The organism is Streptomyces sp. NBC_00691, assembly GCF_036226665.1.
In the GTDB taxonomy this organism is placed as follows: Bacteria; Actinomycetota; Actinomycetes; order Streptomycetales; family Streptomycetaceae; genus Streptomyces.
Genome location: NZ_CP109007.1, coordinates 7,847,999 through 7,866,632, shown reverse-complemented (window position 1 = coordinate 7,866,632; position 18,634 = coordinate 7,847,999). Strand labels below are relative to the sequence as shown.

Annotated in this window: 20 protein-coding genes and 1 riboswitch; of the genes, 10 read left to right on the top strand and 10 right to left on the bottom strand. The window is 71.6% G+C overall.

The window, feature by feature from the left end:
- Positions 1-148 precede the first annotated feature (148 nt).
- Positions 149-1,003 (bottom strand): bifunctional 5,10-methylenetetrahydrofolate dehydrogenase/5,10-methenyltetrahydrofolate cyclohydrolase, encoded by an 855-nt coding sequence (locus OG392_RS35135; RefSeq protein ID WP_329286306.1) that lies wholly within the window; start codon positions 1,001-1,003, stop codon positions 149-151.
- 28 nt (positions 1,004-1,031) lie between these two features.
- A riboswitch (ZMP/ZTP riboswitch) is annotated at positions 1,032-1,141 on the bottom strand.
- A gap of 132 nt (positions 1,142-1,273) precedes the next feature.
- Here OG392_RS35135 and OG392_RS35130 point away from each other — a divergent pair.
- Positions 1,274-2,572, top strand: coding sequence for a GAF domain-containing protein (locus tag OG392_RS35130; RefSeq protein WP_443055116.1), 1,299 nt, complete (start codon positions 1,274-1,276; stop codon positions 2,570-2,572).
- A gap of 46 nt (positions 2,573-2,618) precedes the next feature.
- Complete coding sequence (exaC, locus tag OG392_RS35125) at positions 2,619-4,142, top strand: acetaldehyde dehydrogenase ExaC (protein ID WP_329286302.1); 1,524 nt, start codon at positions 2,619-2,621, stop codon at positions 4,140-4,142.
- Positions 4,143-4,704: 562 nt separating this feature from the next.
- Here the strand turns inward: exaC and OG392_RS35120 are convergent.
- Genes OG392_RS35120 through OG392_RS35110 form a run of 3 tightly spaced genes read right to left on the bottom strand, consistent with a single transcriptional unit; the run spans position 4,705 to position 5,972 of the window.
- Complete coding sequence (locus OG392_RS35120; protein ID WP_329286299.1) at positions 4,705-5,514, bottom strand: metallophosphoesterase family protein; 810 nt, start codon at positions 5,512-5,514, stop codon at positions 4,705-4,707.
- Positions 5,511-5,762: a hypothetical protein gene (locus OG392_RS35115; protein ID WP_329286297.1), complete on the bottom strand. Its 252-nt coding sequence runs from the start codon at positions 5,760-5,762 to the stop codon at positions 5,511-5,513. The genes OG392_RS35120 and OG392_RS35115 overlap by 4 nt, the downstream gene beginning before the upstream one ends.
- A gap of 24 nt (positions 5,763-5,786) precedes the next feature.
- On the bottom strand, positions 5,787-5,972 hold the full coding sequence (locus OG392_RS35110) for a hypothetical protein (protein ID WP_329286295.1): 186 nt from the start codon (positions 5,970-5,972) through the stop codon (positions 5,787-5,789).
- A 145-nt stretch (positions 5,973-6,117) separates the two neighbouring features.
- Between OG392_RS35110 and OG392_RS35105 the strand changes: the two genes are divergently transcribed.
- On the top strand, positions 6,118-7,128 hold the full coding sequence (locus OG392_RS35105) for a DNA topoisomerase IB (protein ID WP_329286294.1): 1,011 nt from the start codon (positions 6,118-6,120) through the stop codon (positions 7,126-7,128).
- 133 nt (positions 7,129-7,261) lie between these two features.
- On the top strand, positions 7,262-8,002 hold the full coding sequence (locus tag OG392_RS35100) for a nucleotidyltransferase family protein (protein ID WP_329286292.1): 741 nt from the start codon (positions 7,262-7,264) through the stop codon (positions 8,000-8,002).
- A 121-nt stretch (positions 8,003-8,123) separates the two neighbouring features.
- Here OG392_RS35100 and OG392_RS35095 read toward each other — a convergent pair whose 3' ends face one another.
- On the bottom strand, positions 8,124-8,507 hold the full coding sequence (locus tag OG392_RS35095) for a DJ-1/PfpI family protein (RefSeq protein ID WP_329286290.1): 384 nt from the start codon (positions 8,505-8,507) through the stop codon (positions 8,124-8,126).
- A gap of 578 nt (positions 8,508-9,085) precedes the next feature.
- Positions 9,086-9,232, bottom strand: a complete 147-nt coding sequence (locus tag OG392_RS35090) for a hydrophobic protein (RefSeq protein ID WP_329287649.1) — start codon at positions 9,230-9,232, stop codon at positions 9,086-9,088.
- A 445-nt stretch (positions 9,233-9,677) separates the two neighbouring features.
- Here OG392_RS35090 and OG392_RS35085 point away from each other — a divergent pair, with 445 nt between their 5' ends.
- Positions 9,678-10,220, top strand: coding sequence for a hypothetical protein (locus OG392_RS35085; RefSeq protein ID WP_329286289.1), 543 nt, complete (start codon positions 9,678-9,680; stop codon positions 10,218-10,220).
- Between the two features lie 417 nt (positions 10,221-10,637).
- Here the strand turns inward: OG392_RS35085 and OG392_RS35080 are convergent, their stop codons facing one another.
- From OG392_RS35080 to OG392_RS37625, 3 genes are all read right to left on the bottom strand, one after another.
- The gene (locus OG392_RS35080; protein WP_329286287.1) at positions 10,638-12,362 is read right to left on the bottom strand and encodes a SpoIIE family protein phosphatase; all 1,725 of its coding nucleotides are present in this window, start codon (positions 12,360-12,362) and stop codon (positions 10,638-10,640) included.
- A gap of 232 nt (positions 12,363-12,594) precedes the next feature.
- Entirely contained in the window at positions 12,595-12,858 is a 264-nt protein-coding gene (locus tag OG392_RS35075) for a DUF5133 domain-containing protein (protein ID WP_329286285.1), read from the bottom strand.
- 268 nt (positions 12,859-13,126) lie between these two features.
- Positions 13,127-13,270 (bottom strand): pyrimidine dimer DNA glycosylase/endonuclease V, encoded by a 144-nt coding sequence (locus OG392_RS37625; RefSeq protein ID WP_443055015.1) that lies wholly within the window; start codon positions 13,268-13,270, stop codon positions 13,127-13,129.
- 160 nt (positions 13,271-13,430) lie between these two features.
- Between OG392_RS37625 and OG392_RS35070 the strand changes: the two genes are divergently transcribed.
- From OG392_RS35070 to OG392_RS35060, 3 genes are all read left to right on the top strand, one after another.
- A complete protein-coding gene (locus OG392_RS35070) occupies positions 13,431-13,760 on the top strand; it encodes a plasmid stabilization protein (RefSeq protein ID WP_329286284.1) in 330 nt (109 codons plus the stop codon).
- A 152-nt stretch (positions 13,761-13,912) separates the two neighbouring features.
- Positions 13,913-14,314: an SRPBCC family protein gene (locus tag OG392_RS35065; RefSeq protein ID WP_443055014.1), complete on the top strand. Its 402-nt coding sequence runs from the start codon at positions 13,913-13,915 to the stop codon at positions 14,312-14,314.
- Complete coding sequence (locus OG392_RS35060; protein WP_329286281.1) at positions 14,307-15,896, top strand: phytoene desaturase family protein; 1,590 nt, start codon at positions 14,307-14,309, stop codon at positions 15,894-15,896. Before OG392_RS35065 ends, OG392_RS35060 begins: the two co-directional genes overlap by 8 nt.
- 204 nt (positions 15,897-16,100) lie before the next feature.
- Here OG392_RS35060 and OG392_RS35055 read toward each other — a convergent pair whose 3' ends face one another.
- Complete coding sequence (locus OG392_RS35055; RefSeq protein ID WP_329286280.1) at positions 16,101-17,216, bottom strand: glutamate--cysteine ligase; 1,116 nt, start codon at positions 17,214-17,216, stop codon at positions 16,101-16,103.
- A 269-nt stretch (positions 17,217-17,485) separates the two neighbouring features.
- Here OG392_RS35055 and OG392_RS35050 point away from each other — a divergent pair, with 269 nt between their 5' ends.
- A complete protein-coding gene (locus OG392_RS35050; protein ID WP_329286279.1) occupies positions 17,486-17,854 on the top strand; it encodes a PRC-barrel domain-containing protein in 369 nt (122 codons plus the stop codon).
- Positions 17,855-18,099: 245 nt separating this feature from the next.
- Entirely contained in the window at positions 18,100-18,600 is a 501-nt protein-coding gene (locus OG392_RS35045) for a TspO/MBR family protein (protein WP_329286277.1), read from the top strand.
- The last annotated feature ends 34 nt before the right edge of the window (positions 18,601-18,634 follow it).

The window sequence follows — 18,634 nt, the reverse complement described above, 5'->3', positions numbered from 1 at the left end:
ACGGGTGGGGCACAAGGTCAAGGTTCGCCGGTCGGCGGCTCCGCAGCCACCTTTTTAGGGGTCCGGGAAGCGGCCTGTACAGAAACGTGACCATCGTCGGCCGCGATCCCGCCTGCCGCTCCGTCCGCCACCCCGTCACGAACCGGCCCTACAGGCCGAGCTGGCGCTCGGCGCCCTCGACGGTCTGGGCGAGGAGCACGGCGATGGTCATGGGGCCGACGCCGCCGGGAACGGGCGTGATGAGGGAGGCGCGCTCGGCGGCCGACGCGAAGTCGACGTCGCCGACGTTGCCCGGGTTGTAGCCGGCGTCGATGACGACGGCGCCCGGCTTGATGTCCGCGCCCTTGATGAAGTTCGGCTTGCCCACCGCGGCCACGAGGATGTCGGCCTCGCGGACCACGGAGGAGAGGTCCTCGGTGCGGGAGTGGCAGTAGGTGACGGTGGCGTCGCGGCCGAGGAGCAGCAGTCCGGCCGGCTTGCCGAGGATCGCGCTGCGGCCGACGACGACCGCGCGCTTGCCGCGGGGTTCCACGTCGTACGCGTCGAGGAGGCGCATGATGCCGCCGGGCGTGCAGGAGACGAAGCCGGGCAGGCCGAAGCCCATGGCCGCGAAGGAGGCCATGGTGACGCCGTCGACGTCCTTCTCCGGGGCGATCGCCTCGAAGGCGGCGCGCTCGTCGATGTGAGGGCCGACGGGGTGCTGGAGGAGGATGCCGTGGACCTCGGGGTCCTCGGAGAGGGCGGTGATCGCGGCGACGAGTTCCTCGGTCGTCGTGGCGGCGGGCAGCTCGACGTGCTTGGAGCGGATTCCGGCCTTCGCGCAGCGGTTCTGCTTCATCTTCACGTAGGTCACCGAGGCCGGGTCGGCGCCGACCAGTACGGTCGCGAGACACGGCGTGACACCGGTACGGCGGGTGATCTCGGCGGCGCGGGCAGCGGTCTCCTCGACCGTACGGCGGGCGAGGGCCGTGCCGTCCATGAGGATGGCGGTGCTGGTGGACATGGCAACTCCTGGGCGTCGTCTCTGACAGGTGATTCGCCCAGGCGCACGGCATCGGTACGGGCGCGCCGGTCGCGCACGCCCCCGCCCGGGCCGCTCCCCGGTGGTGATCCACCTCAAGCGCCAGTCACGGCCCGAGCCCTACTGTACGTGAGCGGCCGGGGACCGGTCCCGGACAGGGGGGCGGATCGGGTGCCCGGACGCTTGTCGACGGCGCCCGCGCGCATCACGATGAGCCCGACGGGCCGGGACGACCTCGACGAGGAGGCCGAGTTGAGCGACGCGTGGGTGACCGGACGGGGGATAAGGGCGGACGAGGCGTCCCGCGGCGGAGGTGGGACGAGGCCGACACCCGAGATCCCTGCCGGGGCCGCCGACTCCGGGCAGGTCCGGCCGCTGGTCGCCGCGTCGTGGCGGCGCTCCGCACGCGCGCACGTGAGCCCCGACGGGGCGGCCCGGGTGGAGCTGGACGAGGACGAGCTCGCCGACTTCCGGGACGGCCATCCACTGGCGGCGGCGATGCCGGTGATCCGGGAACTGATGGGGGCGTACGCGACCGACGGGGAGCATCTCCTCGCGGTGTGCGACGCCGCCGGGCGGATGCTGTGGGTCGAGGGCCACCCGGCTACGCTGCGCAAGGCGCGGGGGATGAACTTCGTGGCCGGGGCCCGCTGGTCGGAGGCGGCGGCCGGGACGAACGCACCCGGCACGGCCCTCGCGGTCGACCGGCCGGTCCAGGTGGTCGCCGCCGAACACTTCCGGCACCCGGTGCGGTCCTGGACCTGCGCCGCCGCCCCCGTTCACGACCCGCACAGCGGGCGGGTGCTCGGCGCGATCGACATCACGGGCGGGAGGCGGCTCGCGCATCCGCACAGCCTCGGGTTCGTCCAGGCGGTGGCGCGGGCGGCGGAGTCGCAGCTCGCGCTGCTCGGGCCCGCGCGGGAGACGGGCAGGGCGAGCCTCGCCGCGCTCGGCCGCGACGAGGCGCTGTGGTCGCTCGGCGGCCGACGGTTCCGACCGAGCCGTCGGCACAGCGAGATCCTGGTCCTGCTCGCGCACCGACCGGAGGGGATCGGCGGCGACGAGCTCCTCACCCTTCTCTACGAGGACGAGTCCGTGACTCCGGTGACGTTGCGGGCGGAGCTGTCACGGCTCCGGGCACTGCTGGGGCCGGATGTGCTGCGGTCGCGCCCGTACCGGCTGGCGGGTGGGGTGGACGCGGACTTCGCGGCGGTGGACCGGCGGCTCGCCTCGGGGGCCGTCGCCGCGGCGGCCGGGGAGTACGCGGGCCCGCTGCTTCCGGCCTCGCTCGCCCCCGGGGTCGTACGGCTGCGGGAGCGGCTCGCGGGCCGGCTGCGGGCGGCGCTGGTGGACCGGGGCGATCCCGGGCTGCTCGCGGACTGGGCGTACAGCGGCTGGGGCGAGGACGACCTGGTGGTCTGGCGGGCGCTGTGCGCGGCGGTTCCGGCGGCCCAGCTCCCCCCGGTACGCGCGCGTCTCGACTCCCTGGAGACGGAACTGTCCTCCGGTGCAACGGTCTTGCAACGTCCCGGTCCGCAGACTCGCGGGTGAGCGCCGGTCAGGGACGACCGGCGCGTCCCCCAGGGAGGCCATGCCCATGACGCGTTACGCCGCACCCGGCACCGAGGGCGCGCTCGTCTCGTACGAGTCCCGCTACGACCACTGGATCGGAGGCGCGTACGTCGCTCCGGCGCTCGGCCGCTACTTCGAGAACCCGAGCCCGGTCGACGGCCGTCCCTTCACGGAGGTGGCGCGTGGCACCGCCGAGGACGTGGAACGCGCCCTCGACGCGGCGCACGCGGCGGCCCCGGCATGGGGCCGGACGGCGCCGGCCGAGCGGGCGGCCGTCCTGCTGCGGATCGCGGACCGGATGGAGAGCAACCTGGAGGCGCTCGCGGTCGCGGAGAGCTGGGACAACGGCAAGCCGGTCCGGGAGACGCTGGCCGCCGACATCCCGCTCGCCGTCGACCACTTCCGCTACTTCGCAGGGGTGCTGCGGGCCCAGGAGGGCGCGCTGAGCGAGATCGACGACGACACCGTGGCGTACCACTTCCACGAGCCGCTGGGCGTGGTGGCGCAGATCATCCCGTGGAACTTCCCGATCCTGATGGCGGTCTGGAAGCTGGCGCCGGCACTCGCGGCGGGCAACGCGGTGATCCTCAAGCCGGCCGAACAGACCCCGGCCTCGATCCACTTCTGGCTCAGCCTGGTCGCGGACCTGCTGCCGCCGGGCGTCCTGAACGTCGTCAACGGCTTCGGCGAGGAGGCGGGGAAGCCCCTCGCGTCCTCGCCGCGCGTTGCCAAGATCGCCTTCACGGGCGAGACTTCGACCGGCCGGCTGATCATGGGGTACGCCTCCGAGAACCTCAAGCCGGTGACGCTGGAACTCGGCGGGAAGTCGCCGAACATCTTCTTCGACGACGTGTGGGCGGCGGACGACGACTTCCGCGACAAGGCCCTCGAGGGCTTCACGATGTTCGCCCTCAACCAGGGCGAGGTCTGCACCTGCCCTTCGCGCGCGCTCGTCCAGCGGGGCCACTACGGCGAGTTCCTCGAGGCGGCGATCGCCCGCACGGAGAAGATCGTCCCGGGTCACCCCCTGGACACCGACACGATGATCGGCGCGCAGGCCTCGGCGGAGCAGCTGCGGAAGATCGTCTCCTACCTGGAGATCGGCCAGAAGGAAGGCGCGCACATCCTGACGGGAGGTCAAATCGTCGAACACGGAGGCGATCTGGCGGGCGGCTACTACGTCCAGCCGACCATCTTCGAGGGCGACAACCGCATGCGGGTCTTCCAGGAGGAGATCTTCGGCCCGGTGGTGGCGGTGACGTCCTTCACGGACTTCGACGACGCGATCAGCACGGCGAACGACACCCTGTACGGCCTGGGCGCCGGCGTCTGGACCCGCGACACGAACACGGCCTACCGCGCGGGCCGCGCGATCCAGGCGGGCCGCGTCTGGACGAACTGCTACCACGCGTACCCGGCCCACGCGGCCTTCGGCGGCTACAAGCAGTCGGGCATCGGCCGCGAGACCCACAGGATGATGCTGGACCACTACCAGCAGACGAAGAACCTGCTGGTCAGCTACTCGCCGAAGGCAGTCGGGTTCTTCTAGAGCGCCAAGTCTCGCTCCCGAAAGGGCAATCAACCTTCCGGGAGCAGCCCCCGAGCATCACCCACCGAAACGGAATCATTATGCTCAGTGCGAAGCCGAGCCGCTCAGTCACGCCTACCGGACCGGTCACGGACCCGATTCCCGCTCGGAGCGCGTCAGGCGACAAACCCTCGCGGACCTGCTCAGCGTGAAGAAGGTCGAGAGCGACACCTACCGGTACGACGGAACACCGCAAGCCTGGCCCAGCCTCCCCGTTCCTCTCCTGGTCGTCGTGGCGGCCATCGCGGCGGCTGCTCCGTATGTACGAGAACGCACCACCCGACCAGGCAGGGAGCGTCAGACAGGGCAAGGGCGTACTCGCGGGTGGCAGCCGGCGTGGAAGGAAGACGCGTCGGCTGCGCGCAGACGGCCGGGGGCCGTCGGCCGGCACGACTGAGGCACGCGGAGAGCCAGGGCCGACGGGTGTCGCGTCGGCTGCGGACAACCGGCCGTGTCCGACCTTGACCTCCCCGTTCGGCGCCACCGTATGGTTTCTCGGACGGCTCGCCGAGAAGGCAGGCGGTCAGACCTCATGGTCCCCGCCCGGCCTAGCGGGCGGCGGGCCGGCGGCCGGTGTCCAGGCCAGCGGCAGGTGGTAGAGGGCGAAGGCCCTGCGGATGACGGGCTGGGCGACATTGCGGACGCGTACCCCGCCGGCCGTCGTACCGTGCTCGGTTCCCAGGTGGGCGTGGCCGTGGACCGCGAGGTCGGCGCCCCCCTCGTCGATGGCCTCCGCGAGGAGGTAGCTCCCCAGGAAGGGGTAGATCTCGACCGGCTCGCCGGCGAGGGTGTCGGGCACCGGCGCGAAGTGGGTGAGGGCGATCCTGACCGCGCAGCCGTCGCCGTCCATGCTGCGCAGGGCGCGGTACAGGCCTTCGGCACCACGGCGTGCGGCGCGGACGAACTCCTTCATCTCGCGCTCCCCGAACTCGCCCGCGCTCCGGCCCGCGAAGCCGCCGCAGAAGCCCTTCACCCCGGCTATGCCGATCGTGCGGCCGGCCACCGGAAGGAGCGCTCTCTCGCCCTCCAGGACCGTGACTCCCGCATCGGTGAGGACCCGCCCGACATCCGCCTCCCGTTCGGAGTGGTAGTCGTGGTTGCCGAGCACGGCGACCACGGGGACGCCGATGTCCCGCACCTCGTCGGCGACCACCTCGGCCTCGGGGACGGTGCCGTGCCGCGTCAGGTCGCCGGCGAGAAGGAGGACGTCCGCGCACTGGGGCAGGGCCGCGAAGGAGGGGCGCAGGAGACCTCCGCAGTCCGGACTCAGATGGATGTCGCCCACCGCCGCCACTCGGACGACTCCCCCGTCCTGCTCGTTCCGGATCGTCACGGCAGCTCCTCGGGCCTGTCGGGGGGATCGGCACAGGCGACCAGGAGGTCGGCGCGGACCGCCAAGCCGGACAGCTCGGCGTCGGCGATCCTGAGGACCTCGTCCCGCCGGCCGGCGGTCGGGAGGGTGCCCGTCAGGACCACGGCCGTGCCGCGCATCTCGGCGCGCACACCGAGCTCGGCCACGTCGTCGCGCGCGAGTCGCTCCCGGAAGCGGGCGATCCGGTATTCGCCTTCGTCGCTGTTCATCGTCGTCTCCCACTCCGACAGGCTCTAGTGGGCAGCGGCCCCGAACTCGGCGTGCCGGCTGCGCAGCGCGAAGTCGGTTTCCGCCACGGGTGGCTCGCCGAAGGAGCGTCTGCGCGCCTCGGCTCGGGCCTCGCGCATCAGCGTGAGGAACTCGGCATCCGTGAGTGTGCGACGGCCGCTCTTCCTCCGCCGGTCGGTGATCGCTCGCATCACGCGCCTCTTTCCATGACGGTGGTCTTCGCCGCGACTACCCGCTCCGTGCCGGGACACTCGGAGATCCGGTGTCCGATCGCCGCGACCGCGCGCGGCGTGCACCACGGAGGCGGTCGGCGCCCCGCCGCGACACAGTGGAGCCGTGAGGCTGAGAACGAGTGATCCCGACGGTTCCGGCTGGCGGCGCATGGCGCACGGCCGGGGCTTCCGCTATCTGGACACCGACGGAGTGCCCGTGAGCGCCGCCGACCGGGACAGGGCCGTCGGGCTCGCCATTCCTCCGGCATGGCGGGACGTCTGGGTGTGCCCCTGGCCCAATGGACACATCCAGGCCGTCGGAACCGACGCGGCGGGCCGCCGGCAGTACCTCTACCACGAGGAGTTCCGGCGGCGGCAGGACGAGGCGAAGCACGAACACGTACGGCTGGTCGCCCATGGGCTCCCCCGGTTGCGGCGGGCCGTCGAGACCGATCTGGCCCTGCGCGGCCTGTGCGCGGACCGGGTACTCGCCTGCGCCGCGCGCCTGCTCGACCTCGGCTTCTTCCGGATCGGAGGCGAGAGCTACCGGCGCGCCAACGCGTCCTACGGCCTCACCACCCTGTTGCGCGAGCACGCCCACTGCGGCGGCGGCGAGGTCCGTCTCAGCTTCCCGGGAAAGTCGGGACGCCGGCAGACCCGTGCGCTCGTGGACGAGCCGGCATACCGGGTCGTACAGGCGCTGGTACGGCGGCGCGGACCCGGCGAGCGGCTCTTCGTGTACTGGGAGGGCCGCGCATGGCACGATCTCCGCGCCGAGGAGCTGAACGCGTATCTGCGAGAGCGTTCGGGCAGCGACATCACCGCCAAGGACTTCCGGACCTGGCATGCCACGGTCCTCGCGGCCGTGGCGCTCGCGGTCTCGGACCAGGTCGCCGGGGACTCACGTGCCGCACGATCCGCGGCGGTGCGACGCGCCGTCCGGGAGGTCAGCGACTATCTCGGCAACACGCCCGCAGTCTGCCGGGCTTCGTACATCGACCCGCTCGTCGTCGAACGCTTCGAAGACGGTGTCACCATCGCTCCCTCGCTGGAGAAGCTCGGCGAGCACGGCAGATTCGGACATCCGGCCACGCGGGGTTCGGTCGAACGGGCGGTGCTGCGGCTGCTGGCGTGAGCGGTACGGGACCGGCGTACGACCGGCGCTCGGAGTCGACCGATTCGGCACGGATGACCGTGGTGTAGCGGGGTAGACGCAAGTCCCGCCCGGAAGGGCGATCCGCTACCGACGGTGAAGACGGGAGCAGGCCATGGACCTCAGGGACGGATCGGGTGCGGACCGGGCGGCCGGGACGGCGCAACGCTCACCCTCCCGTCCTCCCGCCCGGTTCAGCGACCCCGGCCGGGACGAGACCGGTGGGGCCGGGCACGGCAGCGGGGGCGTGCCGGGAGGAACGGACGACGGCGGAGGTCCCGCACTTCCCTCCGACCACACACAGGCGATTCTGGAGGCGACGAAGGAGGTGGCGGCCGTCCTGAAGGTCTCGGGTCGCCCGTTCGCCCTGGTCGGCAGTGTCGCCGCCTACGCGCACGGCATCCCCGTGCGTCTCCAGCACGACACCGACTTCGCGGTGCGCCAGGAGGATGCGGATGTGGTGACGGGTGCCCTGCGGGAACGTGGCATACGGATCATGGACCCGCCCGAGGATTGGCTGGTCAAGGCCCGCTCGGGCGGGGAGCAGATCGATCTGATCTTCTCCCTCGCCGGCCGGCCAGTCACCTCCGAGCTCCTCGACCGCGCCCAGACCCTTCCCGTGGATTCCGTCCACATGCCGGTCCTGGCGCCGAGTGACCTGATGACCGCGCGTCTGCTGGCGCTCTCCGAGCACCACTGCGACTTCGGGACCCTGCTGCCGATGGCCCGGGGGCTGCGGGAGCGGGTCGACTGGTCGCGGGTTCGCGAGGAGACCGGTGGCGCCCCGATGGCCATGGCCTTCCTGTACCTGCTGGAACTGTTGGACGTCCTGCCGCACGGCGAGGCCCACCCCTGACCGGTCCGCCCCGGCGAACCACGCGGGCGCGAGCCCACGGCCGCACACGAAGTGGTGATACGACCGCGCTCCGCCTGGCCGTACGGTCGCGCACCGCGTGCACACGGTCACGGGACACGGACTACGACGGTACCCCGCACGGCAGAGCCCCGGCAGAGTGTCCGCCGGGGCCCGTGGGCCGTCGTTCCCGGTTGCCGCCGGTGTCGAGGGCGTCGACGATCGCCGCGGCGAAGGCGTCGAGGTCACCGGGTCTGTGCGAGGTGATGAGGGAATGGCGTCCGGAGGTGTCCACGACGACCTCCCGGTCGAGCCACGTGGCGCCCGCGTTCTCGAGGTCGGAGCGGAGCGAGGGGTACGAGGTGAGTTCACGGTCGCCGGCCAGCCCGCTCTCCACGAGCAGCCAGGGTCCGTGGCAGATGGCGGCGACAGGCTTCCCCGCTTCGGCGAAGGCGGAGGGGAGACGCCGCGCGTCGGCCTTTCGCAGGGCGGCCGTCGGCTTCGTCAACTCGTCTTGCTCCGTACCCTAGTTCGTCGGGAGGATGAGGACTCTCCTACCGTCGACTGGCGCGATGCTTCCTCGCTGGTTCGCCTGGTCCGCCGAGGGTCTCGGCCCGCTGACGCGCCCGACGCGCCGGTTCGGCCGTCACGGCCGGAACACCGACGGTTCACCCGCCCGCCGCTCCTCTTCACGCATCAGCCGACCCTCGCGTCTCGACGAACGACGCTCGCACCCTGTCGGTCGCCCTCCTCCGGCGGTTACGCAAACTTGAGGAGGGCACGCCAGAGGACTGCTTACGTCCAGAACACCCTGGTCGGACTCAACCTCAGCATGGTCAAGTTCGCCGCCCGTCCGGTATCCAGCTCCAGTCGGCGAGCGCCTCCGCCGTGAAGTCGCGGCAGCGCGAGACGGCACCCCGGGTACCGTGCAGCTCCAGCCGGCGGGCCAGGCCCGCGCGGCGCTCCGGGTACGACGTCCACAGGTCGGAGCGCGGGCCGCGGGGGCCGACCGGTATTCGCCGAGATCGATATCGGCAGCCGCACCCCGTTTCTCTGCCGACCCTGGCGTCGCGCGTCGGCTCCGGATCACCACCGGTACCTGCGGCCGCTGCCGCTCCGCATGAAGAAGCCCAGCAGCCACACCACGAGTACGGCGATGGCCACCCACCACAGCACGTCGAGCCCGAAGCCCGCGCCGAAGGGGATCAGAATCACCAGCAGGACGAGAAGCAGGGAACCATGGCGTACGGCGCACCGGCGCCTGCGGACCGGCGCGAGGAAGCCGCGCTTCCGACGGTTGCGGGGTGGAACGGCGGGCAGTCGCCGTGCAAAGGCCCCGACCCGACCCGCACGGGAGTGACCGGCCATGAAGACCGCATCGACCTCACGCCTCCGGTCGTACCCCCTGTCCGCTCGGCCGCGAGGCCCGCCGACGCCACAGGCGAGACGGCCACACGCGGTGCAGGAGGGCTGCCGGGCCGCGGGCCGGGCGGGACGCCTGCTCCTGGTCGAACCGCTCCCCCGTCAGCTGCACCACCTGTTCCTGCGGACGGGCACCCTTCGCCTGTTCACCGTCCTCCCTGACCGGGCCCGTATCGGACTCGCCTGACGCGCCGTGACAGGGCGGCCGGCCCCCGCAGGGCCTCGCACCCCTACCTCTCTGCCGGAGATGATCGACATGCCGCCCGCCACTCGCTCCCCCTCGTCGCCTCCCTCCCCCGAGGGCACGAGCGGACTCGCCGCGCGCGTCGTCGAGTTGATGGAGCTGACGCTCATCTCCGACGAGCTGGGAACGTTCACCGTGCCCCTCGAAGGACCGGACGACGCCATCACTCACGAACTGCCGGAAGGCACCGTGGTCAGCCTCGCCATGACGTTCCGGCTGAGAGCGGACACCGACGGCCTGGTCTTCGAGACCCTCCGGGTCGGAAAGGGCGAGGAACCCGTGGCCCGGCGGAACGTCCTGGGCAGCTATCGCGCCGGAGGCCCGTACGAGATCCGTCTGCCACCCGAACGGCTGCCTCTCGGACGCGCCCACTGCGGGCCCTATGACGTGACGGCGCGCATGAGCGACGCCGCGGGCATCGAACACGCCCGGGTGAGGCATCGCTTCACCCTCGTCCCCCGGCCACCCGGCGGAGCGGTCGAGCTTCCGGGGAGAATACCGCCCGGGCACGTGGGGCGAGTCCGGCGTGACGATGCCACGAAGGGTGGACCGTGATGGAGCAGCGCGCCGGCGTGGAGGCAGCCCCGTCAACCCGTAGTACGTGGTGCACGCCCTCGACTCCCTGCTGTCCGACATCGTGATGCTCGCCGCCGCGACCTGATCCGCCCGGCATCTGCGGATGCGGGTGACGATGCGCGGATAGCTCTCCGGAACTGAGCGAAGCCCCGCCGTTCCTGCCCTCCCCGTCCCTTCCCGACCTGCCGTACGCGGACTTCGCCCGTCTGATCGCCTCGACGGGGTTCAGGTGGACGAGCGGGCCGGCGTCGAGCCTGCCTGGCGCCGGGCTTCGGACGCGGACCGGCCTTTCGTCATCGACTTCCGCATGGACTCCGCCGTCCCTCCCGTTCCCCCACACGTCGGCTTCGACCAGATCACGGCCACGGCCGCCTCGGTCCTCAAGGGCGACAGGAACTATCGAGAAGCAGTGTCGTCCCTGGCGGGGACTCGTACCGCGAGCATGGCCACGTCGTCTTCGGTCGGTGCGGGCGCGGCCGCGTCTCGGAGGGAGCGCAGCAAGGTGTCCAGGGGGACGCCGACGGGAGCGGTGGTGAGGAGGCGGGCCAGTCGCTCGACGTTCTCCTCGGTGTCTTCGTGTCGCTTCTCGACGAGGCCGTCGGTGTAGAGGAAGAGGACGCTGCCCGGCGGGAGCAGGCGGCTGTGGCTGGTGCGCGGGCGGGGTGGCAGCTGGGGGTGCATGAGCTGGTCGTGCGGGGTCAGCTGGTGCGCGGTCCCGTCGGGGAGGGTCAGGAGCGGAGGCAGATGCCCGGCGTTGGTCCAGGTCAGATGCCAGTGGCCGTTGTCGGCGGGGGTGAGGTGGGCGTGGACGAGGGTGCCGCTGGCCGGGATGCCGAGGCACCCGCAGGCTGCTTCGAGGGCGCTGAGGACGTGGTCGGGGCCCATTCCGGGGTGATCGTGGTCGGCTTGGCGCAGCATGCTGCGAACCTGGCCCATGAGGGCGGCGGCCTTCATGTCGTGGCCGGTGATGTCGCCGACGGTGATGGCCAAGGCCGGCGTGTCGCATTCGTCCGACACCACGGGCAGGGGGTAGGCGTCGTACCAGTCGCCGCCGACCATGTCGTCCTGCGCGGCCGGCTGGTACAGGGCTGCCAGTTCCAGGCCGGTCACGGCGGGCAGGTCGGTCAGCATGGCCTGCTGGAGCTCGTGGGCCACGATGACGCGTTCGTCGAGGTGGACGGCGCGCTCGACGGCCTGTGCGGTGTATGCGGCGATCGTGGTCAGGACGGCCCGCTCGGCCACGTCGATGGGCTGGGGGCTGTCCCAGGCGAGGATGAGCGTTCCGAGGACGCCGTGCGCTCCCCGCAGGGGGAGGAAGACCGCGACGAGCAAGCCCAGCGAGTCGAATCCGGCGACGGCCTCGGGACCGTAGGCGGCGGTGAGTTCCGCTCGGTCGTTGATCACGACCATGCGGTTCTCGCGCACCGACGCGGCGCTGGGCCAGCTCGTGTCGACGGGGTACGGCGTGGGGACGTCCTCCAGAGGGCTGTCCCCGGCGATGGGATCGGGGACGCGGTGCAGCATGCCCTGGCGGAGCAGGACCAGGCCGATGTAGGACGGTTTGAGGTCGCCCCTGACCAGGTCGCCGACCTTGCGGCGGACGTCGTCCAGGCCGCTTGTGTCGGCGAGGTCTTCGGACACTCGCAGCAGCAGCTGGGAGCGGTCGAGCAGCCTCTGCACGCGCATGGCTTCGTCCTCGGCGGTGTCCGCCGCGTGCTGCGCGTTCTCGCTTGCCTGTCGTGCGACGCCGGAGCGCGCCCGCGTGCGGATCTGGGCGCTGCAGGCGCTCGCGAGGTCCATGAGATCCCGCTCCTCGCCCGCGCTCCAGGCATGAGGCACCACGTCCACCACCGCGAGGACGCCCAGAGGTTCCCCTTCGCTGCCGACGAGCGGGACTCCGGCGAAGGCGAAGGGCACTCCGCCGTCTCCGGAGACCGGCAGGAACACGGGCTCTCCCAACTCCACGACGCGCGCGCACCAGTCCCGTACGGAAGGTGCGACGGGCAGCTCGGCCGGCCAGCATTCGGAGGTCACGTCCGGCGTCTGCCCGGCGGGGTTCAGCCACACCATTCCCTGCGGGGCCGACAGCAGCCGCGCTGCCAGCCGGGCGAACCGATTCAAACCCGATTCCTCTCCACGAACGCGGGACGGTGCCGTTGTGGGCGGTCATCGCGCCAGAGCCGCGCTGAAGGTCTTCGTACCAGCATTCTACGAATGCCCTCCGTCGTCGATCACCGGCCGCCCGACAACCGTCGGCGGCTGATCGACACCGTTCCGGCCACTGCCGTCCGACCGCTCCGACGCAGGCATGGCAGCGGCACCCGACCTGGGCCGGTACGTCGTGGGGGGGGGACTATCCCGCCGCACCCATGGAGGGCCGACCGGCTTGTGCCGCCGCCGGATCGTACGCGTCACCGAGCCATGCCGTGTGCAGCCGCTCGCGCGCCGCGGCAAGCGCTGCGTCTATGTCCCGCGTCCCGGTCGACACGCACAGCGTGTAGACCACGTCTTCCATCTGCTGCCGTCCAGGCCTGTGGAGACCTGCGGCCCGGAGCTCCGATTCCCTCTCGTACTCCTTCACCAGACGTGTCAGCATCGCGGGGTGGGCCATCAGCATGATCTCGCTCCTTCACACACGGCGGAGTTCCGGCGGCCGATGGCCCCGGCACCTCGCCTGCCCCGGCACTGGTGTCCCATGCACCACGGGTGCCGTCGCCTTGAAGGGACTCTCAATCCACCTTGCGCACCAGAGCGGGCTGACGGCTTCGATGGAGGTCCGGTGCGCCCCACCACGGCGGCAGGTCCCTGTCGGCGGCCAACTGCTCCGGCGCCCGCAGCGCGCCTCCCGGCTGCCACTCCCGGAAGTCCTGGACCGGGGTGACGGCTCAGGTACCGGCGTGCCCCTCCGTGATCCACACACCGCAGATCTCCAGCCCGTACCGGACGAGAGCCTCCTCGCACCTCGCCCACATCGGCACCGCCGGATGCCTCCGCCATCCGTGGCCCGGACCGGTCAGGCCACGCAGCACCTGCGCACGTCCCCTGGGACGACCGAGATCCAGGCCCCCCTTGTGCCCCGACGGGGGCGCGACTCCTCAGCGAGAGAAATATTCGGATTGCGTGAGATGCGCCGTTATCGGGGTACGCGCAGCATGACTGTGACATCACACCGCGATGAAGGGTTCCGTCATGCCCCGAGGTTCCAGCCCCAAGCGCGAGCGTCAGTACGAACACATCAAGGAGTCGGGCGAGAAGCGCGGCATGTCGGAGAGTCGCGCCGAGGAGATGGCCTCCCGCACGGTGAACAAGGAACGTGCCCGCTCCGGCGAGAGCAAGACCGCGAGCCGCAGTTCCACGCAGGGCAAGTCCGCCTCGCAGCGCGGCGGCGAGAAGTCCCATGGAGGCGGCAGTTCCGCCGAACGCACCAAGGACGACCTCTACCGGGAGGCCAGGAAGCGCGGCATCGAGGGCCGCTCCACCATGACCAAGCAGCAGCTCAAGAACGCCCTCGGCCACTGACCACGGAGCGGCATCCTCGGGGCCGGCTCCACGCCTCCCCGGCGCAGGTACGTCGCAAGCGACGCGCCCCGTCCATTCGTTCCATGGCAGAAGGAGTTCCCGTGGCCGTACGTCATCGACTTATCCGGCGCCCTCCTCAAAGCGTGTGGGCCGTGCTCGCCGACCCGACCCTGTACGGGGAGTGGGTGGTGGGACCGTCGGAGTCCACGCCGCTCGATCAGCTCTGGCCCGCGGTCGGATCCCGGCTCCGCTACACGGTGCGGCTGGGCCCCTGGTCGGCCGAAGGGGTGACGACGGTACGTCACCGGCAACCCGGCGAGGAGCTGGAGCTGGAGGCGTCGTTCAAGGCGCTGGGCACCGCGAGGATCTTCCTCCAGCTCCGGCCTTGGGGTGAGGAGACCCTCGTCGTCTGCGACGAGCACCCCTTGCGCGGCCTGGGCGGCTCCCTGCACAACTCCGTGACCGAGACGGCCCTCCAGTTCCGGCACCGGGGCATGCTGGCCCGCCTGGCCGGAGTCGTGGAACGGCAGCCCGGCGAGGTGCTCCGTGCCTGACGCGGTGGTGATCGGCGCCGGCCCCAACGGTTTGGTGGCTGCGAACCTCCTGCTCGACGCGGGGTGGAGCGTGGAGGTCCTGGAGGCGCAGGACGAGCCCGGAGGAGCCGTACGCAGTGACCGCGGGGTGCACCCGGACTACGTCTCGGATGTCTTCAGCGCCTTCTATCCGCTCGCCGCCGCCTCTCCCGTCCTCGCGGGTCTCGGCCTGGCCGAGGAGGGGCTGCGGTGGAGCCACGCCCCGTCCGTGCTCGCCCACCCGCTGCCGGACGGCCGGTGCGCGGTGCTGGAGCGCCGCGTACAGGACACCTGTGCCGGCCTGGCCGACTTCGCCGTCGCCGACGCCGACGCCTGGGAGAACCTGTACCGGACGTGGGCCAGGGTGGGGCCGGACCTCCTGCAAGCCCTGTTCACGCCCTTCCCGCCGATCCGCTCCGGAATCCGGCTCGCTGCGAGACTTCGTACGTCCGGGGGCCTGCGGCTGGCACGGAAGCTGTCCCTGCCGGTACGCCGACTGGGCGAGGAGGAGTTCGCCGGGGACGGGGGCCGGCTCCTGCTCGCCGGCAACGCCCTGCACTCCGATCTGGCCCCGGAGGCGGCAGGGAGTGGTGGTTTCGGCTGGTTGATGTCGATGCTCGGGCAGAGCCACGGCTTCCCGGTCCCCGTCGGCGGCGCCGGCGCCCTGACCGCGGCGCTCGTGAGCCGCCTGCGGCGCCGCGGAGGTGTCCTGCGCTGCGGGGAGCGCGTCGCGTCCGTCGTCGTACGCGGTGGCACGGTGGCCGGGGTCCGGACCGCGGGCGGAGAGACGGTCGACGCTCGCAGGGCGGTCCTGGCCGACACGTCAGCACCTGCCCTGTACCGGGACCTCGTGGGTGAGGAGCATCTTCCGGGCCGGCTGATACAGGACCTGGAACGGTTCCAGTGGGACTTCGCGACCTTCAAGGTCGACTGGGCGCTGACCCGCCCGGTGCCGTGGACGGCGCCGCAGGCCGCCGGGGCGGGGACGGTCCATGTGGCCGACGGCGTCGACGGCCTGACGCGGTTCGCCTCGCAGATCGCCATGAGGCAGGTCCCCGACGAGCCGTTCGTCCTGTTCGGCCAGATGACCACGGCGGACCCCACCCGCTCACCGGCCGGCACGGAGTCGGCCTGGGCCTACACCCACCTCCCGCAGCACATCACCTCCGACGCAGGAACCGATCGCATCACCGGCCGCTGGGACGCCAGCGAACGGGAAGCCATGGCCGACCGCGTCGAAGCACAGGTGGAGCGCTTCGCGCCCGGTTTCCGCGGGCTCATCGGCGCCCGGCGGATCCTGGCCCCCACCACCCTCCAGGCCATGGACGAGAACCTCCACAACGGCGCCATCAACAACGGCACCACCGCCCTGCACCAGCAGGTGATCTTCCGCCCCACCCCGGGCACGGGCAGGCCCGAGACGCCCGTGAAGGGCCTCTACCTCGCCTCCGCCGCCGCCCACCCCGGCGGCGGCGTACACGGCGCCCCCGGAGCGAACGCCGCCCGGGCCGCCCTGCGCGCACACGGCCTCCACGCCCTCCTCCACCGCGCGCAACGCGTGTGACGCTTGCGGCGGCGCCCGGCCGCGCACGAGTGAGACCGGACTGACGGACGCGCGTGCCTCACACCACGCCGGGCAAGGTCGCGCGACGCCGGCCCGGCCACCGTAGCCCCGCAGAGGACATCACCGTCGTCGGGCTCGGGTCCGCAGAGGACATCACCGTCGTCGGGCTCGGGTCCGTCGCGACGGAACCGGCGCGGCGCCACCTCACGGCTTGATGGTCAGCTCCGCACACCGAGTGACGACGGATGCGAGATCCTGCCCTTCGGCGTACAGCAGGCGCTGCGCGCGGGCGCCGTTCCCCCGCTCGTGGAGGAGCGCGATGCCTTCCCGGACCCGCTCGTCATCACCCTGTTCCTTCAACACCTCGCACACGTGCTGGTACAGGGCGTCGACTGCGTCCTCGGCAGACGTCTCCCGCATGGTCTCAGGGTGCAGCAGGGGACCATCCAGTCCTGACCGGCCGGCCCGCCAGGACGCCAGTCGCAGCAGACTCGTACCGATCCTGGCCGGAGGCCGCCCCTCCTGCCAAGCGCGGGCCGCCGTCTCGACCAGACCGCGGACGAGGGCGGCGAGCAGGACCGGCGTGGAGGCGTCCAGGCAGACATCGGCGACCCGTACCTCCACCGTGGGGTAGGAGGCCGACAGGCGGGCGTCGAAATAGATCATGCCTTCGTCGCGCAGCACCCCGGTGTCGATCATCGCGCGGACCTGCTCGTGGTAGCGGTCTGCTGAGCCGAAGATGTCCACCGGGCCGGCGGACGGCCACCGGTTCCACACTCGGCTGCGATAGCTTCCGTACCCGCTGTCCTCGCCCTGCCAGAAAGGCGAGTTCGCGCTCATCGCCGTCAGGACGGCCAGCCACGGTCTGATGCGGTCCAGGACGGCTATACCCTCGTCGTCCGACGCGACCGACACATGCACGTGGCAGCCGCAGGTCAGCTGCTCCTGCGCCGTCAGTCCGAACTGCTCGCCCATCCACCGGTAGCGCCGTCCGACGTTCAACGACGGCTTGACGGGCAGCGGAGACGTCGCGACCGCCGCCACCACGGCGCCGGCATCCGCCGCGTGGTGGGCCGCCTCGCGACGGATGCGGACGATCTCCTCCTGGAGCTCCCCCATCTCGGTGACGGGCTTGGTGGCGAACTCCAACTGCTCCCTCTGCAGTTCCTTGTCGAACTCGTGGTCCCGTCGACCGCTCGTGCCGGCGCGCTGCCAAACCGAGCGGTCAGCGGCCGCCAGCACGGCCCCCGACACCGCGAGCGGGGCGCCCTCGTGCGCGTCCACGAGCAGCAGCTCTTCTTCCACGCCTACGCTTCGCATGTCGCCGCCCGTGGATCGAACCGTCAGGTATCCCGCACCTGCCCTGCCTCCCCTCGACCATGCCGCCGCCCGTGCGTTCTCCCCGCTGGAGGCGTCTGTGACCACCCGCCCCCCTCTCTCGATCCGGGTGCGTGGAGCCGGGACGGCGGGGAAGGCGAAGCCCAGGCGGAACGCAGTACAACCGCCGAACACGGCATACGGAACAGGGACGACCGGCGGCGAGTTCACCATTCCGCCGTCTCCCGTTGACCGGAGGAGTTGTCTTTCGCGTGACTGAGCATGTGTGGAGCTACCAGCCGACCGCGGGCCGCCTGGCCGGTGACGATCTGACCGGCTACAAGGTCGAGGCGGCCGACGGCAGCATCGGCAAGGTCGACAAGCACTCCGACGAGGTCGGTGACGCCTACCTGGTCGTGGACACCGGCGTATGGATCTTCGGCAAGGAGGTCCTGCTGCCGGCCGCCACCGTCGTCAGGATCGACACGGAGGACCAGAAGATCTACGTCGACCGCACCAAGGAACAGATCAAGAACGCCCCCGAGTTCCACCGGGACAAGCACCTCGGCGACGCCGGGTACCGGGAGGATCTGGGCACGTACTACAGCTCCGGCCCTCCCTTCGGCGGCCGACCCGCCTGATCGCGTTCCCGCACGACGAGGCCGGTCCCGGCACCCCCTGGGTGCCGGGACCGGCCTCGTGACGGTGTCGGTCGTCGGGTCTCAGCGCGTGGGTCCGTCTGGGGCCACAGCAGCAGGCCGGGGTCGATACTGCCGCTGCGGCGGCTCATGGCGGGGCCGTCCAGCGGAGTGAATCGCCGCCCCCTCCCGGACCGCGCAGGCGGAGCATCCCCCCGGATCGCGGGCATACGTGTTGCGTGAGAATCATGAATCAGCAGACACGCACCGCCAGGGGCGACCGGCGCAAGAGCTACACCTTCGCCGCAGTGGCCGTAGCCGCGGCGGCGGTGGCCGGATCCCGGGCGGTCGACGCGGACAGCGACTGGTACAGAGAGCTGGACAAGCCGGAGTGGCAGCCGCCGTCCTGGGCTTTCGGTGCGGTGTGGACTCCTCTGTACGCGTCGCTCGCATGGGCCGGCGGTCGAGGGATCAGCCGGGCCGCCTCCACTGAGCGCACGCGATCGGCAGCCGCTCTGGGCGCGAATCTGGCGCTGAACGCCACGTGGAACCATCTGTTCTTCCGGTTCAGAAGCCCACGGGCAGGTTTGGTCGGCATCACGCTCCTCGACGTCAGCAACGCCCTCCTCATCCGCCGGCTCGCCCGCACCGACCGCACGGCTGCCGCGGCACTCGCCCCCTATGCCGCCTGGTGTCTCTTCGCCACGGCTCTCAACTTCTCCCTCGTCCGGCGCAATCGGCCGCGATAGCGCCCCGGCTCCCCCGCGGTGAGGCCGTTGAGCG

Bases quoted from the DNA above. Each gene is read 5' to 3' on its own strand.
- OG392_RS35135 (WP_329286306.1), bottom strand. From the start codon at position 1,003: ATGTCCACCAGCACCGCCATCCTCATGGACGGCACGGCCCTCGCCCGC.
- exaC (WP_329286302.1), top strand. From the start codon at position 2,619: ATGACGCGTTACGCCGCACCCGGCACCGAGGGCGCGCTCGTCTCGTAC.
- OG392_RS35115 (WP_329286297.1), bottom strand. From the start codon at position 5,762: ATGAACAGCGACGAAGGCGAATACCGGATCGCCCGCTTCCGGGAGCGA.
- OG392_RS35110 (WP_329286295.1), bottom strand. From the start codon at position 5,972: ATGCGAGCGATCACCGACCGGCGGAGGAAGAGCGGCCGTCGCACACTC.
- OG392_RS35100 (WP_329286292.1), top strand. From the start codon at position 7,262: ATGGACCTCAGGGACGGATCGGGTGCGGACCGGGCGGCCGGGACGGCG.
- OG392_RS35085 (WP_329286289.1), top strand. From the start codon at position 9,678: ATGCCGCCCGCCACTCGCTCCCCCTCGTCGCCTCCCTCCCCCGAGGGC.
- OG392_RS35075 (WP_329286285.1), bottom strand. From the start codon at position 12,858: ATGCTGATGGCCCACCCCGCGATGCTGACACGTCTGGTGAAGGAGTAC.
- OG392_RS35070 (WP_329286284.1), top strand. From the start codon at position 13,431: ATGCCCCGAGGTTCCAGCCCCAAGCGCGAGCGTCAGTACGAACACATC.
- OG392_RS35055 (WP_329286280.1), bottom strand. From the start codon at position 17,216: ATGCGAAGCGTAGGCGTGGAAGAAGAGCTGCTGCTCGTGGACGCGCAC.
- OG392_RS35045 (WP_329286277.1), top strand. From the start codon at position 18,100: ATGAATCAGCAGACACGCACCGCCAGGGGCGACCGGCGCAAGAGCTAC.